We start from the raw sequence: 14,098 nt of genomic DNA, 5'->3' as shown, positions 1-14,098 counted from the left end.
GCCGGATGGAGACAGAACGGCTCATCATGCGCAGATGGCGCGAGGAGGACAGAGAGCCCTTCGCGGCCATGAACGCCGATCCCGAGGTGATGGAGCACTTTCCCGCGCGGCTCACGCGCGCGGAGAGCGACGGGCTGGTGGACAGGATCGAGGCGCAGTTCGACCGGCTGGGCTACTCGCTGTGGGCGCTGGAGGTGCGGGGGAGCGGGGAGTTCATCGGCTTCACGGGGCTCGCGCTGCAGACGTTCGAGGCACCCTTCCTGCCCGCGGTGGAGATCGGCTGGCGGCTGGCGCGCCCGGCCTGGGGGCACGGGTACGCGATCGAGGCCGCCAGGCGGGCCACCCGGTACGCCTTCGAGGAGGCGGGGCTCGACGGCATCATCTCGATGACCGCCGTGCCGAACCTGCGCTCCCAGGCCGTGATGCGGCGGCTGGGCATGACCAGGGACCCGGCCGAGGACTTCGACCATCCGCGCGTGCCGAAGGACAGCCCGCTGCGGCGCCACGTGCTCTACCGCCTCAGCCGCCCCTAACCGGGCCGGCGGCGCCGGCGGAGGGGAAGCGCGCCCGGGGGTCACGCGGCGCTCAGGGCGTACAGGACGTCGCGCAGGGACGGCTCGCGCTCGCGCATCCAGACCAGCCGCAACGCGAGCGCGGGCGCCTGGAGGTCCAGCTCGACCAGCGCCCCCGAGCCGAGAGCCGTGCCGAGCGCGAAGTCCGGCAGCAGCGCCGCTCCCAGCCCCTGCCTGGACCACTCGCGCGCGGTGGTGATGCTGGTCAGCTCCCGGCGCGGCACCTCCCTGCCGAACACCTGGTCGGCCGCCAGCCGGATCGAGCAGCCGGGCGGGCTGACCAGCAGCGGCTCCCGATCGCCGCCCGGCGCCGCGACCAGCGACAGCCGGACCTCGCCCAGGTCCAGGTGGTCCATCCCGGCCGGCCGGGCGAAGCCCAGCCCGCCGACCCGCTCGCCCAGGTCCAGCAGCAGCGCCGCGTCGAGCCTGCCGCCCGCCACCGCCTCCAGCAGCGGCTGCCTGGTGAGGGACTCGACGCTCACGTCCAGGTCGGGGCGGCGCTGGGCCAGGCGGCGGATCACGGCGGGGAGCTTGGCGGCGGCCAGCATCTCCAGCGCGCCGATCCGCACGCGGCGGCGCGCGCCCGTCACGGCGCGCCGCACCTCGTCGGCGTGGTCCAGCAGGCCCTGCGCCCGTTCCAGCAGCGCCGTGCCCGGCCCGGTCAGGCGCATGCCCCGCGCTGTCCGCTCGAAGAGCGCGACGCCGAGGCCGGCCTCCAGCCTGCGCACCTGCTCCGACACCGTGGCGGGGGCCAGGCCCAGGCTGTTGGCGGCCGCCGTGACGGAGCCGGACGCGGCCACGGCCACGAACCCCCTCAACTGCCGCAACTCCACATCCGCCAGCATACGGCTTTCCCGGACGCTCCCTGCGGCTGCGCCTGTTGAGCCGCGTGGCCGCGTTTCAGCAGGCTGAGGGGCATGTTCGGTTTCTCCCTCGGCTACTTCCTGGTGATCCTCGACACCACCGTCCTGACGATCGCGCTGCCCGACCTGCGGGCCTCGCTCGGCGGCTCGCTGGCCGGCCAGCAGTGGGCCGTCAACGCGTACACGGTGGCCTTCGCCGCCTGCCTGCTCACCGGTGGGGCGGTCGCCGACAGGTACGGCGCGGCGCGGACCTTCAAGCTCGGCGTGGCGGCGTTCGGCGTGCTCTCGCTGCTCAGCGCCGCCGCCCCGGACCTGGGCGTGCTGATCGGCCTGCGCGCCCTGCTCGGGGTGGCGGGCGCGCTGTGCACGGGCGGCTCGCTCGGCCTGCTCGCCGAGATGTTCCCGGAGCGCGCCGCCCGGGCCCGCGCCACCGGCCTGTGGGCGGCCATCACCGGCAGCGCGCTGGCGGCCGGCCCGCTGCTCGGCGGCCTCCTCGTGGACCTGTACGGCTGGCGCGCCGTCTTCCTGCTCAACCCGCCCATCGCCCTGATCAGCCTGCTGGCCGTGCGCGGGCTCGCCTCGCCGCGCGGCGGACGCGCCATCGACTGGTGGGTCCAGGTGCTGGCCTGCGCGTTCCTCGGGCTGGTCGCCGAGGCCCTGATCGACTCCGTGGCCGTGGCGGCGCTGCTGTCCGTGGCCGTCCTGGCCGTCCTGGTGCTCGCCGAGCGGCGCAGCCACGCGCCCGCGCTGCCCGGCGGCCTGCTCGCCGCCACCTGGCCGGAGCTGCTGGCGGGCACGGTGGCCAACTTCGCCTTCTCCGGCGCACTGTTCGTGCTGACGCTGCTGCTGCAGGACACCCGCCACCTCAGCCCGACGGCCACCGGGCTGGCCCTCCTCCCGCTCACGCTGCCCATGACGGTGAACCCGCTGCTCACCGGCCGCCTGGTGGCCCGCTACGGCCCGCGCCCGCCGATCCTCGGCGGCCTGGCCCTCATCGCGGCGGGCCTGGCCGGGACCGCGCTCACCGGCGTGCTGACGCCCTGGCTCGTGGTGCTGGGCTTCGGCCTGTCGTTCGTGCTGCCCGCCCTGATGGCCGGGATGGTCAGCAGCGCCCCGCCGGGCACGGCCGGCGCCGCGGGCGGCGTGCTCAACGCCTTCCGCCAGGTCGGCGCCACCCTCGGGGTGGCGGTCATGGGCGTCATCGGGCGGCCCCTGCTGGCGGCGGCCGTCCTGGCGGCGCTGACCTGCGCGGGCTACGCCCTGGCCGCGCGCCGCGCCCGCTCGGCCGCCACCGCCTGACGGGGCGACCGGAGTATCGTGAGTGGCCCGGCGACAGCGGCCACGACGATGGGGTGCACGTGTTCTTCCAGCATTCGAGCGACATCTGGCGCGACTTCCCCGAGCTCGTCCCGGGAGCCCTCTACGCCGAGGGCATCACCCCGGACGCCGTCCCCGACGCCCGCATCGCCGCGCACTCGGAGCGGGCCGCCGCCCGGCTGGCGGGCGCATCCGAGGGCGAGCTGCCGGAGATCCAGGCGTGGCGGCGCACCTTCACCCGGATGGGGCTCAAGCCGACGCAGTACAGATGCGCCTCGGAGGCCCTGCTGCGCCGCTTCAGGAAGGAGGGCTCGCTGCCGCGCCTGCACCCCCTGATCGACCTGTGCAACGCGGTGTCGGTCGGTTACGCGATCCCCGTCGCCGTCTTCGACGTCTCCCGGATCACCTCGTACGTGGAGGTGCGGCACGCCGCGGGCGACGAGACGTACCTGACCTTCGGCGGCGAGACGGAGCACCCGCCGGCCGGCGAAGTGATCTTCGCCGACGCGGAGGGCAGGGCGCACGCCCGCCGCTGGACCAACCGCCAGAGCGGCCACTCGGCCGTGCGCGACACGACGGCGAACGTGCTGATCGTTGCCGAGGCCCTGCACGACACGGCGGCCAGGGACGTCGAGTCGCTCCTGGCCACGCTCACCGAGGAGCTCAACGGCCTGTGGCCCGTCACCCCCAAGTCGGCGATCCTGACACCCGCCGCTCCCCGGTTCGAGTTCCCCGGCCAGTGAGGCGGCCTGCTCAGATCAGCTCGGTCTTGTAGAAGATGCTCGCCAGCCGCGGCCCCGGCTCGGAGGCCAGGCCGAGGCACAGCCGCGGCGCCCCTGAGACGATCTGGATGCCCATGCCCTCCGGCTCCCGGTAGTTCAGCGACTTGCCGGCCACGCTCCTGGCCCGCTGCACCTGGTTCCCGGTGCGCAGGTCCAGGCAGGTGAGGTAGGTGTTGCCGGGAGGCGGGCTGATGTCGTAGGAGTTGCCGGTCAGGACGTAGACGAAGTTCCCGTAGGCCGCGTACCCCTGGAAGGTGCCCAGGCCGCCCGGCTGGGCGATGTCGTACAGCTTCTGGGGCGAGCCCGCCTTGACCGACGCCAGCGTGAACACCGCGAACCGGAACGAGCCTCCGGCCCAGTACCGCATCACCAGGCGGCCGGTGGACGGGTCGATCGTGCACGTGGTGTTGGTGGCGCCCGCGACCGGCGCGTACTTGGTGAGCGCGGAGGACGAGGTGGTCAGCGTCCGCCCGTTGACGAAGGTGAAGCGGCACAGCCTGCTGCCACGGGAGCTGCCGTCGCTGGAGACTCCGTCGGTCTCCGTCCACAGGTGGGCGGCCGACCCGGACGGCTCCACGCCGATCTGCACGCCGTGGCCGAAGCCCATGAGGTACATGTGGCCGAGGATCGTGCCCGACAGGCTCAGCTTCGTCAGGCACAGGTGGCCGGCCGCGTCCGAGCCCGCGCCGTTCTTGACCTGGACGGTGTAGATGTGGCCGTGGGCGTTGTCGATGGCGAACGACTGCATGACCGTCTCGTCGTACAGGGCCTTGCGCCAGATCAGCGACGTGGAAGGGGCGGTCAGCTCGAAGCGGCCGTCCGCGGCGGAGGCGGCCCGGGCGGGGGTCAGCGCGGTGGTGGCGGTGACCGCGGCGCCGAGCTTGAGCAGGCCTCTGCGGGTGACCGGAAGCGGGGAGATCGTCATGCGGCGTCCGTTCGGCTCGGGTCGGTTGCGTGATCAGCACACCCTAGCGGCGGGCGCGCGAAGCGGCCCTCCCGTCCCGGGGGAGGGACGGGAGGGCCGCCGATCAGCTCTCGCAGTTGACCTCGGTCTCGGCCGTGCACGAGTCGACCCCGTCGCCGCCCTGGGCGCTGTCCACGCCGGCGTTGCCGGACAGGAAGTCGTTGCCGGGGCCGCCGTCGAGGAAGTCCCTGTCGGACCCGCCGGAGAGCCTGTCGGTCCCGGCGTTGCCGATCAGGGTCGTGTCGATGGTGGAGGAGGTGACGCGCACGACGTCGTCGCCCGAGCCCATCCTGGCCTGCACCGACAGCTGCGTGGCCGGGCACGACACGACGGCCCCCAGCTGGACGCAGGGGGCGCCGCCGGAGGTGACCGAGTGCAGGACCGAGCTGATCCGCACGCTGTTGCCCGACTGGACGACGTCGATGCTGTCGTTGCCGGTCGTGCCCTGGATGATCACGATCCCGCCGACGACCCGGGCCGTGGCCCCGGCCGCGTGTGCGGGCGCCGCCAGGGCGGCCGTGGCGCCGAGGGCGGCGGTGGTCAGCGCGAGCGCGGCGAACTGCCGACGAACACGGAACATGGTTTTCTCCTGGATCTTGTTCACGGAATCTCGTACGCCGTGAAGTGAAGCAGGAGCTGTCGCGCGGCTCCGTGTCCTAATCCATGCAACAGGTGTGCTCTGCGGTATCGCGGGGCCAGTCGCCTGCCTCGTAGGGGATGATCTTGGACAGGCGGCGGGGGAGCAGCCTGCTGTGGCCGCTGGTGGTCAACACCGATCCGGAGAGCTCATCGCCACGGTGCGGGGCTACGCCTCACCTGAACGGTCCAGCCCCGGGCGGAGGCCGGCCGGCGGGAGGCTCTCGGCGGCCGGAGGGCCAGGCAGCCTGCCCAGAAAGGTGTTGAGCTGCCAGTCGTAGGTGCCGGACGCGCCTGTCTCCCTCATGCCGATCTCACGCTTGACGACTCTGTAGAACTCCCCGCGGGCACGGCTCGTCGCCTTGATCGCGGAATCCCAGGACAGGTCCGCCTCCTGCCCGGTGGCGATCAGCTCCAAGCGGAAGACGGCCTCGTGCCACCTTCTTCCGGCCGCGATCGCTTCGTCGCTGCCGAAGAGCAGCACGGCTTCCCAGCTCACCGTCCGGCCTTCCTCCGCCGCGGCCAGGTCCGCATCGGAATACTCCGGGGCCAGGAAGTTCAGCTCGGCGCCCACGCCCCGCTGGGAGGCCAGTTTGACGCAGATCGAGATGGTCTTCTTGATGGCATGCGCGTAGTCCATGTAAGCGACCACGCGCCGCTCGTCCCACCTGGTGGCGAGCTGCCGTTTCCACCTCTTGTGCTCGGTGAGCGCGGTGACGCTGTACGTCCCGACCGCGCCCAGCAGGACGCCGATCAGTGCGGGAAGCTGGTCCACGAAATTCTGCAACTCGCACGACCTTCCTCGGGACGCCAAGGACGCATCACTGTCTTGGAATATAGTGCGCGGCGCCGGTCCGGGCGCGGGATCGGCTGCTCGAAGCCCGGTCGTGCATGCGCAAACGGCCCGGCATCGCGAGCCGATGCCGGGCCGTTGCGTTCCGGTTCTGTACGAGAACCAGCCGTCACACGTCGTAGGTGTGATCTACAGGCTGTACTGACCTGCTGATCCCTTGATCGTTAAGGGTGCTGTTCCGGCTCTGTTCCGGTCTCCGGGACTTCATGGCGGAACGCCGTGTCGATGACGTTCGCCGCCCGGCCTTCGGTGCCAGCGATCAGGTGCGTGTACACCCGGAGCGTGTACCCAGGGTCCATGTGCCCCAGGTACTCGGCCAAGGCCTTGACGGACACGCCGGCGTCGAGCAGCAAGCTGGCGTACATGTGCCGCAGGGCGTGCATGCCGTGCTTGCGGTTCCTCTGGTTCCGACGCCCTGGCACCCGCGCGTCGAGATCCGCCTGAGTGACCACGCCTGCCCGCACAAGAGCGGGCTTCCAGACGTAGGTGTTGATGTAGTTGCGGTTCAACGCCTTGGACTCCCGGCTGGTGATGATCAGCCGCAAGGTGATCAACTCCCCGTCCAGTTCCTCCCAGGGCAGAGCGACCTCCCGGGCCGGAAACCGCCCCAGGTACTCCCGTAGGACCTGGGCAACCGACTCGGGCAGAGGAATCGTCCGCTCGCGATCATGCTTCGGCAGCCCGAACAGCAGCTTGGAGTCGAGCATCTTCAGTTGCTGCCGGATGTGGACGATGCCCTTGTCAAAGTCCACGTCGTCCACGGCCAGACCGAAGATCTCGCCCTGGCGAAGCCCGAGACCCGCGCCCAAGGTCGCGAGGATCCGGTACCGCTCTGCAAGCGCCTCGGTCACCGCCTGCAGACGCTGCATCGACCACGGCACTACCTTCCGTGCCTCGGCCTTGGGCTTCTTGACGACCTTCGACGCGCACGGATTCTTGGCGATCAGGTCATCATCCACGGCGCTCTGCAGGAGCTGATCGAGAAAGGCCAGCACGCGGTTGGCCGTGCTCTTCGCCAGCCGCTTCTCGAGCTGCTTGACCCAAGCACGGATCTCACTCGGCCGGAGTGAGCCGATCTCCCGCTGCCCGAACTTCGGCTTGATGTGCACCCGCCAGTAGATCTCGTAGATCTGCCGGGTGGACGGGTCGGCAGTGAGGGACGCCAGCCAGCCCTCCTCGCCCTCGACGAGGGCAGCCAGGCGCGTCTTGCCGCCGTTCGGGTCGATGTAGTTCCCCCGCATCTTGTCGGCCTCCATCATCGAGCCGTGCTTCTCGGCCTCCGTCTTCTTGATGAACGCCTTCGTCTGCTCGCGGCCTTCGAGGTTCGTCCAGATCGCTAACCAGCGCTTTCCTTTCCCGTGCCGGGCGGTCTGTTCGCGCTTCTGTGCGCCGTTCGGGTCCGTCACGGTCTTGAACCACAGGTCCTTGACGCGGGCCATCGTGCTTCTCCTTGAGGGGTGGGGGTCGGCGCGCGGCGAGGCTGCTCCGGTCTGACGGTTTCGCCTGGTCGCGGGCCTGAGGCCGCGTGAACCCGTCATCAGCGGGGTCGTCCCGTCGCGCTTGGTGATCTCTGCGCGCACGTCTCGTATAGACGCAGAGAGCGCGCTATGGTGTGTCTGACACGTCAGACGCGTCGAGTTGTATTATTTGTATCACACGAGACCGCCGGAACACGGCGAGAGCCCTCCAGGTCGCCACCCCTCAGGAGCCGCCCCAGGCCAGAGAACGAAAAAGGCGCCCCCCGCCGAAGCGGAGAGCGCCTTCACATCACCAGTGACACCGCACCCCTGACCGGCCCACAGGTTGGTCGCCCAGGCCGATCGGGAGGTGCCCCAGATGCTAGGAGCCGAAGATATCACCTCGCCCAGCGTTCCCCTCGGCGCGCCCGCACCACCGGCGCCCATCACGGCCGAACGCCTCACAATCCTCGTCCAGCCCATCCCGCGCGGCGGTCCTGTCGGCTGTCCCCGAGGGCATGCGGCGCACTCCCTCCCAGCAGGCGTTCCTTCGCGCCGTCAAGGAGTACCCTGACGCGCTCGCGCTGAAGTGCCACGCCTACCGCAACCTGACAGAGGTAGCGGGCAAGCTCGCCGACTGGGCCGACTGGACCACGCTGACGACCCGCCCGACCGAGCAGCGCATCGCTGATGACCTCGACCTGGCGCTGTCCACCGTGAAGCGCTGGATCCGGTGGCTCCGCGAGCGCGGCTTCCTCGGCGTCGTCGAGGAGGGCACCACGAACCGCTACCGCAGAGGCAACCAGTTCGGGCTCACCGAAGACGGCCTGGGGAACCGGGCGGCCGTCTGGGTGCTCTGCACGCCTGCCCCCGAGCTGGACGAAGGCGACGCGCGCACCGACAAAACGACAACTGAACCCCCTTCCTTGACTCTCCCTAAGAGAGTCAAGGAAGGTCCTACGCACGCGCGCGAGGAAAGATCATCTCCGCGCCGCCGAAACCGAATCTCGACGACGACCGAGACCGCCGCCACGCCGGGGACTCGCAAGCACGCGCTCCAGGTCGCCCAGAAGATCCACGACGCCAGCACCACCCTGCGGCGGCTGTCCCCGTGGTACATCCGGCACCTGACCAGGGTCTTCGTCGCTGCTGGTTGGACCGCCGCCGACGTGCTGCACGCCCTCGACCACCAGCCGGACGGGGCGGCCTGGACGTACACCTGGACCAGCCGCGACCAGATCCGCAACGTCCCGGGCTGGGTGCGGTTCCGGCTGTCGGCGTGGCTGAACGAGCACGGCCGGCCTCTGCCCGGCAAGTCGCAGCGGCTCGCTGTGGCTGCCGCCCAGCTCCGCGCTGAGCAGGCCGTCATGCACGAGCGGCTGCAGGCGATGCACGCTGGACGCGTCGGTGGGCCGGTCGAGCCTGCTCCGAGGCTGAGCAGAGCGGAAGCCCTCGCGGGCCCCCCTGCGGCAGAGCTGGGCTCCTCGTCTGGCCCGGGTGAGACCTACCGGGCGGCGCGCGCAGCGTTGGACGCGAAGCGGCTGCAGCGGGAGGCCGAGCGCCTTCGGTGGCTGGCGTCGTGAGCGACGAGTACGCCGAGCGGGCGCAGCGAGCACGCGATCTGCTGGCGCGATCGTCACCGGCTGCTGCTCGGGCGATACGTGCCCGTGAACAGGAGGCGGCGCGTCCGCGCCGGGTGGTGGAGGAGGGGCGGTGGGCCTGGATCGACGCGAAGGTGCAGCAGTCGATCGAGGGGCAATCCCGGCTCGTCGAGACCTCGCCGCCGGAAGTCGAGCCGAAGGTGGAGGACGAAGAGGCGGAGCGGCGCCGGGTGTCGTTGGCGCGGGCGCGGATGCGGGCCCGCGCGTACCGACAAAACGACAAATCCTGATCTACGCGGTAAAGGCGAGAGCCGGGGAGCGTAAACCCTCTGGACCCGTGCTGTACGCGCGTCAGATCAACGGAGACGAGCATTCGGTGTGCGTCTGATACATATAACGCGTCAGATGCTTTGAATCGCTTAGAGCGCGTCTGACGCGTTAATCGGATCGTTATGGAGTAGCTTGATCACCGCACCCCTTAATATCTACTCCACCCCCTCGCATGTGTTAGCGTCGGAGACGAAACACCACGAAACACCGCTTCTGAACAGCCGAAACGCCAGACAGAACGCCTCCACCGGCACCACCGCCCGGCTGGACATGCCCGACAAGATGTGCTGATAGCGGCACCGCAATCAACCAACAGGCTCCGGCCCCGCGACCGCCACGGTCGCGGGGTCGCGGCATGTCACAAGGGAAACGACATGACCACGATGATCGCCCGAACCCACACCGAACTGCTCATCACAGTCAAGGCACTCCGCTACGCGGGCGGCACCACCAGCCAGATGCTCGCAACCATCGCCCGGCTCCTGACCGACCCGGCCACCCCCGACCAGTACGAGGACAACCTGCACACCGTCACCCAGACCGCCGCCCACCACTTCGCCTACGAGAAGGACACCGGCCTCACGTCGTACCCGGAGGACGCCACGTACGACGACCTCACCCCCGAAGGTCAGATGACCGTCCTCCGGCACGTCGTCTTCGACCTCGGCGAGCGCAACAAGCCGGCCGAGACGTCCCCCGTCACGACCAAGGCGACCGACGCGGCCACCCGCTACCTGGCCAGGGCAATCGACGAGCCCGACACCTTCGCCCTGGGCCTCGACGGCGCGTCCCTACCGCCGCACCACCTGGTGGCCATCGCCGAGGCCGAAGCGGACACCGAAGACGGCGAGACGACGCTGTTCCCCCTGCCGAAGATCGTCGCCATCCTGGACACCGGCGTCCCCCTCGGCAACGAGGCACTCGCGCTGGACGGTCTGCTCGACCGTAACGGCTGGAAGCTGACGGGCGAGAGCGACAGTCACCCCGACAACGACGCCCACGAGGTCGCCCCGACCGACCCGCAGAAGACGCCGCCCGCCGTCGAATACCACGACGGCCGCCCCATGCCGTACTACATCGCTGGCCGGAAGAAGCTCGACGAGCGCGGCTCGCTGATGGACGCGCTCCTCGTGGCCACGTTCACCGCCGCCCAGGCCACCGACCCCGCTAAGTGGGGCCTCGACCACACGGGCGTCGAGCTGCTGCTGACCAGCGCCACCCGCGCCGCCGTGGACGACCGGCTCGACTACGAGCAGGTCGTCCGGGGCAACGCCGGTCTCGACTGCAAGCGGCGCCTGTTCGCCGCAGCGTGCGCGGCGATCGACACCGCGCTCGACGTGATCAGCGAGCGCGCCACCTGCCGCACCTGCGACGGTCCCGCCCTCTCCCGCACGACGCACGGCAAGCCCGTCTGCGCCAACACCGGCCACTGACCGCACGAAAGGACCAACGAACATGCTGAGTGACCTGATCGACCTGCCCGAGGGCTGGGAGTGGAGCGTCTACGGCGACACCCCGATCTGCCCGGACGGCTACGAGATCGAGGTGGACGGCTCCTGCCCGGACGGCCACGTCTCGCCCCTGCTCGCCATGGGTCTCATCTGACCCCGTCACCCGAACGGAACATCATGGACACCACCACCCGTGGCATCGCCGAAGACCTGCTGCTCGTCCTGCGCCGCCTCAACCAGGCCGATAACCAGAAGCTCGCCCGCGACCCCGGCCCGTACGGGCACGCCCGGCGAGCTCTCGTCGCCATCATGGAGACCGCAGACTGGGGCCCAGTCCACGCCGACGAGGCGATCCGGCACGCGATGCAGGAAGGCTCCACGCTGTTCGACGCCATGCTGGCGACTCGCACCGGCGAAATCGGTACCGCAATCAACACGATTACCTCGACGAACGCCATCATCACCGAGATCAGTGACGAGCTGGCACAGCAGATCGCCGACGCGATCGGCGAGCACTTCCACGGCGACCGCAACTATTGGCCGCAGGTCATGGACGCCGACTGGGACGACGGCAGCGGTCGCGTCATCGTCTGGGATCACGGCCTGGACGACTGGACGTTCCTGGCCAGCCACGGCGGCCGGCTGGACTGCTCGCCGGTGGAGTACGAGCCGGTTCCGCTGCCTGAAGGCGTGTGGGTCGAGCCGGTCAACCCGGCGGCGCTGCGCGTCATGGCCCTCGCGTAGGCGCGGGAACGCCGATGGCCGGGCCTGCCACAGGCCCGGCCATCCCAACACCACAAAGTCTTCATCGCCACGAAGACCCAGTGCCGTCCAGCGTAACGCACGTATCCGGCCGAGAGAGACCGCCCGAAAGGGGAGCATTCGTGAACAGTCCAGCCGCCGATCGGGACCGTCACGTCACCGAACAGGAGCCGGAAACCATCACCAGCGTGTTCCCCGTCGAGATCCACGACCAGTGCGGCGACTGCTGGGCGCGCGCCGACGCGCCCCCGAAGGAACACCACGTCGCCTGCTCCATCAACTGGAACTAGCCGATCACACCTTGCCCTGCCCCAGGGGCGGCGGCCCGGGGCGGCTCGGCGCTGCCCACGAGAGGACCAGCACCATGCCTATGCAGCCCAACCGCAGCGCGTCCGGAATCATCAACCGGCTCCGCGCTGACGGGTTCACCGTGAACATTCCCAATGAGCCGTACCGCCGCATCTACCAGCTCCGGCTCAGCCGCGGCCTGTACTTCGGCACCCTCGACGTCTCCGCCGCCAAGGGCCGCGCCCTGCGGATCTCCCTCACCTGGCAGACCAACCTCAGCACCCGCAAGCGCGACGGCGCGACCCAGATCATCGGCCTCCTCAACTGCCTGCCCGAGCAGGGCTGGAACAACTGAAAGGCAATCCCATGCCCCTCCTGTACGTGCCGGGCGTCGCCCGCGTCTTCTACGACAGCATCCAGAACAGCCGCCACACCCAGGCCGACTACGTGGCCGTCCTCGACGGCTCCTGGGCGCTGGCCGTCGCGGTGTGTGACGGCGCGGGCGACGACTCCGACGCGGCCGACGCCGCCCAGATCAGCGCGCAGATCGCCGCGGCGGTCACCGGCTCCACCAACAGCGGTGTCCAGGGCCTGCACGCGGCCCGCACCTACCTGCAGCAGCGCAACGAGGACGCCCCTCCCGGTCAGGAAGGCATCACCACGGCGGTCGTCGCCGCGATCACCCCAGGGCTGCTCGACATGGCCTGGGCCGGCGACTCACCCGCCTGGGCCGTGCTCCAGGACGGCAAGGTCATCCCGCTGACCGTGCCCTCCTGCCACCCGTGCGGGACTCCGTGCAACGTCGAGGAGAAGCACGAGGGCGAAGGCACCTGGCCGCACCGGCTGCTCATCTACACCGACGACTACGCCCGCATCATCCTCGCCTCGGACGGTCTGACCGCGCACCTGCCGCTCGCTGGGCGGGCCGACCACATGAACGCGATGCTCGACGACCTGGCGCGCATGGCCGCGCCGGACCTGTCCGGCGAGTACGTCGCGGCGTCGCTGCTCGACATGGCCAGGCAGGGCCGTGGCCGCGACAACACGACAGTCGCCGTCATCGACCTCATCCCGCGCGAGGGAGAGCCCGAGTGACGAGCACTCTGATCGGGCTGCTGCTCGCCGCGAGCCCGGCCTGGATCACGCGCGTGCAACTCCGGACGGCCGACGAAGGCGACCGCTTCGACCCGCGGCACCTGACGGCCGCGCTGACCCTCGGCGACGGCGACAACGACACCGAGATCTCCGAGGTCGAGGAGTACCCCGCCGCCCGCCTGATCGTCGGCCGGCTGTCGCACCCCGGCGACCGGCCACGCAACGAGCTCGCTGCAGTGCTGCTCAGCCACTACTTCCCGCCCGCCGCCAACCGGTGGTGGCTCGACATACGCGGCGGCGTCATCATCACCGGCCTGTGCCAGTGCGGCGCCCCCGCGGACCTCCCCAACCCTGTCTACGACACGGCACGCGTCGTGTCCGCACTGAGAGGCACCCGATGAGCAGGAGAATCAGGCCCGCCACCAACCCGAACACCAGCCACAGCGTGATCACCACGAGGGCGCGGGTGTGCGGGTGGGCCATCGAGCCCGGCGCGACCGACGACGGCACGACGGAGCTGATCCTGACTCGCGACGACTGGAAGATCGTCGTGGCATTCCAGGGCAGCACCGCGCTGGCGGCCGCCCTTCAATACCCCGGCCGGTCGAAGCCCTCGGAGCTGATCGGCAGCGAGCAGTTGGCCAGCTTCCTGCGCGGCAACCGGGAGCAGATGCAGGCGTTCCGCATCGACCAGCGGGTCATCGTCGGCGACCAGGCCGGGACGGTGAAGGACATCAGGCCTGACGACGAGACGAAGGTCCGGCTCATCGTCCGCTACGACAGCGGCACCACGGGCAGCCCGCTGACCACGCACGTCCGAGCCGAGGGCGAGGTGGCGGTGTAGTGTCCCGCGACCCCGATGAGCCCGAAGTCCTCATCGAGGACGGCAAGCTCGTCTGCCCCTGGCCCAATTGCCGCGCCGTCAACAACATCGTCGAACTGGACGTGGCCAGCCGAGAGAACGTCCTGTCCCTCTCGGAGAACGGCGTGATAACCGCGCACCTCGGCGACAGCAGCTTCGAGAGCGACGGCTACGAGTGCCTGGCGTGCAACCGCGCCGTGTCCATCCCGGACAGCCACGAGATCACTCACTCCTAAGCGCTAAAAGCGCTACCGCAATCGCCAAC

General features: G+C 70.2%; 19 protein-coding genes. 14 read left to right on the top strand and 5 right to left on the bottom strand.

All coding sequences use genetic code 11. The features are described 5' to 3' along the window. Positions 1-5: 5 nt before the first annotated feature. Positions 6-533 carry a GNAT family N-acetyltransferase gene (locus tag HD597_RS33875; protein WP_253747249.1) on the top strand — a complete coding sequence of 176 codons (528 nt, stop codon included), beginning with the start codon at positions 6-8 and terminating at the stop codon, positions 531-533. Positions 534-574: 41 nt separating this feature from the next. On the opposite strand, the gene HD597_RS33870 is transcribed toward HD597_RS33875, so the two are convergent. Then, a complete protein-coding gene (locus HD597_RS33870; protein WP_253747248.1) occupies positions 575-1,417 on the bottom strand; it encodes a LysR family transcriptional regulator in 843 nt (280 codons plus the stop codon). Between the two features lie 72 nt (positions 1,418-1,489). Here HD597_RS33870 and HD597_RS33865 point away from each other — a divergent pair, with 72 nt between their 5' ends. Together HD597_RS33865 and HD597_RS33860 are read left to right on the top strand one after the other, a co-directional pair. Next, positions 1,490-2,734 carry an MFS transporter gene (locus tag HD597_RS33865; protein WP_253747247.1) on the top strand — a complete coding sequence of 415 codons (1,245 nt, stop codon included), beginning with the start codon at positions 1,490-1,492 and terminating at the stop codon, positions 2,732-2,734. Positions 2,735-2,793: 59 nt separating this feature from the next. Beyond that, the gene (locus HD597_RS33860) at positions 2,794-3,495 is read left to right on the top strand and encodes a B3/B4 domain-containing protein (RefSeq protein WP_253747246.1); all 702 of its coding nucleotides are present in this window, start codon (positions 2,794-2,796) and stop codon (positions 3,493-3,495) included. Between the two features lie 10 nt (positions 3,496-3,505). On the opposite strand, the gene HD597_RS33855 is transcribed toward HD597_RS33860, so the two are convergent. From HD597_RS33855 to HD597_RS33840, 4 genes are all read right to left on the bottom strand, one after another. Then, the gene (locus HD597_RS33855) at positions 3,506-4,459 is read right to left on the bottom strand and encodes a phage baseplate protein (protein WP_253747245.1); all 954 of its coding nucleotides are present in this window, start codon (positions 4,457-4,459) and stop codon (positions 3,506-3,508) included. Between the two features lie 103 nt (positions 4,460-4,562). Beyond that, positions 4,563-5,078 (bottom strand): calcium-binding protein, encoded by a 516-nt coding sequence (locus tag HD597_RS33850; protein ID WP_253747244.1) that lies wholly within the window; start codon positions 5,076-5,078, stop codon positions 4,563-4,565. Between the two features lie 225 nt (positions 5,079-5,303). Continuing rightward, a complete protein-coding gene (locus tag HD597_RS33845) occupies positions 5,304-5,921 on the bottom strand; it encodes a hypothetical protein (RefSeq protein WP_253747243.1) in 618 nt (205 codons plus the stop codon). Between the two features lie 230 nt (positions 5,922-6,151). Beyond that, positions 6,152-7,426 carry a tyrosine-type recombinase/integrase gene (locus tag HD597_RS33840; RefSeq protein ID WP_253747242.1) on the bottom strand — a complete coding sequence of 425 codons (1,275 nt, stop codon included), beginning with the start codon at positions 7,424-7,426 and terminating at the stop codon, positions 6,152-6,154. 536 nt (positions 7,427-7,962) lie between these two features. On the opposite strand from HD597_RS33840, the gene HD597_RS33835 reads away from it, so the two are divergent. From HD597_RS33835 to HD597_RS33785, 11 genes are all read left to right on the top strand, one after another. Further along, positions 7,963-9,027 (top strand): hypothetical protein, encoded by a 1,065-nt coding sequence (locus HD597_RS33835; RefSeq protein ID WP_253747241.1) that lies wholly within the window; start codon positions 7,963-7,965, stop codon positions 9,025-9,027. Then, positions 9,024-9,335, top strand: coding sequence for a hypothetical protein (locus HD597_RS33830; protein ID WP_253747240.1), 312 nt, complete (start codon positions 9,024-9,026; stop codon positions 9,333-9,335). Before HD597_RS33835 ends, HD597_RS33830 begins: the two co-directional genes overlap by 4 nt. Positions 9,336-9,749: 414 nt before the next feature. Beyond that, positions 9,750-10,808 (top strand): hypothetical protein, encoded by a 1,059-nt coding sequence (locus tag HD597_RS33825; RefSeq protein WP_253747239.1) that lies wholly within the window; start codon positions 9,750-9,752, stop codon positions 10,806-10,808. Positions 10,809-10,830: 22 nt separating this feature from the next. Then, positions 10,831-10,980 (top strand): hypothetical protein, encoded by a 150-nt coding sequence (locus HD597_RS33820; RefSeq protein ID WP_253747238.1) that lies wholly within the window; start codon positions 10,831-10,833, stop codon positions 10,978-10,980. 23 nt (positions 10,981-11,003) lie between these two features. Beyond that, complete coding sequence (locus HD597_RS33815; RefSeq protein WP_253747237.1) at positions 11,004-11,570, top strand: hypothetical protein; 567 nt, start codon at positions 11,004-11,006, stop codon at positions 11,568-11,570. Positions 11,571-11,710: 140 nt separating this feature from the next. Further along, on the top strand, positions 11,711-11,878 hold the full coding sequence (locus HD597_RS33810) for a hypothetical protein (RefSeq protein WP_253747236.1): 168 nt from the start codon (positions 11,711-11,713) through the stop codon (positions 11,876-11,878). A 74-nt stretch (positions 11,879-11,952) separates the two neighbouring features. After that, positions 11,953-12,231, top strand: a complete 279-nt coding sequence (locus HD597_RS33805; RefSeq protein ID WP_253747235.1) for a hypothetical protein — start codon at positions 11,953-11,955, stop codon at positions 12,229-12,231. Between the two features lie 11 nt (positions 12,232-12,242). Continuing rightward, positions 12,243-12,971, top strand: a complete 729-nt coding sequence (locus HD597_RS33800) for a protein phosphatase 2C domain-containing protein (RefSeq protein ID WP_253747234.1) — start codon at positions 12,243-12,245, stop codon at positions 12,969-12,971. Beyond that, positions 12,968-13,372: a hypothetical protein gene (locus HD597_RS33795; protein WP_253747233.1), complete on the top strand. Its 405-nt coding sequence runs from the start codon at positions 12,968-12,970 to the stop codon at positions 13,370-13,372. Before HD597_RS33800 ends, HD597_RS33795 begins: the two co-directional genes overlap by 4 nt. After that, a complete protein-coding gene (locus tag HD597_RS33790; protein WP_253747232.1) occupies positions 13,369-13,815 on the top strand; it encodes a hypothetical protein in 447 nt (148 codons plus the stop codon). The genes HD597_RS33795 and HD597_RS33790 overlap by 4 nt, the downstream gene beginning before the upstream one ends. Continuing rightward, positions 13,815-14,069 carry a hypothetical protein gene (locus tag HD597_RS33785; protein WP_253747231.1) on the top strand — a complete coding sequence of 85 codons (255 nt, stop codon included), beginning with the start codon at positions 13,815-13,817 and terminating at the stop codon, positions 14,067-14,069. The genes HD597_RS33790 and HD597_RS33785 overlap by 1 nt, the downstream gene beginning before the upstream one ends. The last annotated feature ends 29 nt before the right edge of the window (positions 14,070-14,098 follow it).

Source organism: Nonomuraea thailandensis (assembly GCF_024172165.1).
GTDB classification, from domain to species: domain Bacteria; phylum Actinomycetota; class Actinomycetes; order Streptosporangiales; family Streptosporangiaceae; genus Nonomuraea; species Nonomuraea thailandensis.
Note: the sequence above shows the minus strand (reverse complement) of the source record. Positions and strands in the feature narration are given on the sequence as shown.

Excerpts from the sequence above, each read along its gene's own strand:
- HD597_RS33825 (WP_253747239.1), top strand. The coding sequence starts at position 9,750 with ATGACCACGATGATCGCCCGAACCCACACCGAACTGCTCATCACAGTC.
- HD597_RS33790 (WP_253747232.1), top strand. The coding sequence starts at position 13,369 with ATGAGCAGGAGAATCAGGCCCGCCACCAACCCGAACACCAGCCACAGC.
- HD597_RS33875 (WP_253747249.1), top strand. The coding sequence starts at position 6 with ATGGAGACAGAACGGCTCATCATGCGCAGATGGCGCGAGGAGGACAGA.
- HD597_RS33850 (WP_253747244.1), bottom strand. The coding sequence starts at position 5,078 with ATGTTCCGTGTTCGTCGGCAGTTCGCCGCGCTCGCGCTGACCACCGCC.
- HD597_RS33815 (WP_253747237.1), top strand. The coding sequence starts at position 11,004 with ATGGACACCACCACCCGTGGCATCGCCGAAGACCTGCTGCTCGTCCTG.
- HD597_RS33870 (WP_253747248.1), bottom strand. The coding sequence starts at position 1,417 with ATGCTGGCGGATGTGGAGTTGCGGCAGTTGAGGGGGTTCGTGGCCGTG.
- HD597_RS33840 (WP_253747242.1), bottom strand. The coding sequence starts at position 7,426 with ATGGCCCGCGTCAAGGACCTGTGGTTCAAGACCGTGACGGACCCGAAC.
- HD597_RS33855 (WP_253747245.1), bottom strand. The coding sequence starts at position 4,459 with ATGACGATCTCCCCGCTTCCGGTCACCCGCAGAGGCCTGCTCAAGCTC.
- HD597_RS33835 (WP_253747241.1), top strand. The coding sequence starts at position 7,963 with ATGCGGCGCACTCCCTCCCAGCAGGCGTTCCTTCGCGCCGTCAAGGAG.
- HD597_RS33865 (WP_253747247.1), top strand. The coding sequence starts at position 1,490 with ATGTTCGGTTTCTCCCTCGGCTACTTCCTGGTGATCCTCGACACCACC.
- HD597_RS33800 (WP_253747234.1), top strand. The coding sequence starts at position 12,243 with ATGCCCCTCCTGTACGTGCCGGGCGTCGCCCGCGTCTTCTACGACAGC.
- HD597_RS33805 (WP_253747235.1), top strand. The coding sequence starts at position 11,953 with ATGCCTATGCAGCCCAACCGCAGCGCGTCCGGAATCATCAACCGGCTC.
- HD597_RS33820 (WP_253747238.1), top strand. The coding sequence starts at position 10,831 with ATGCTGAGTGACCTGATCGACCTGCCCGAGGGCTGGGAGTGGAGCGTC.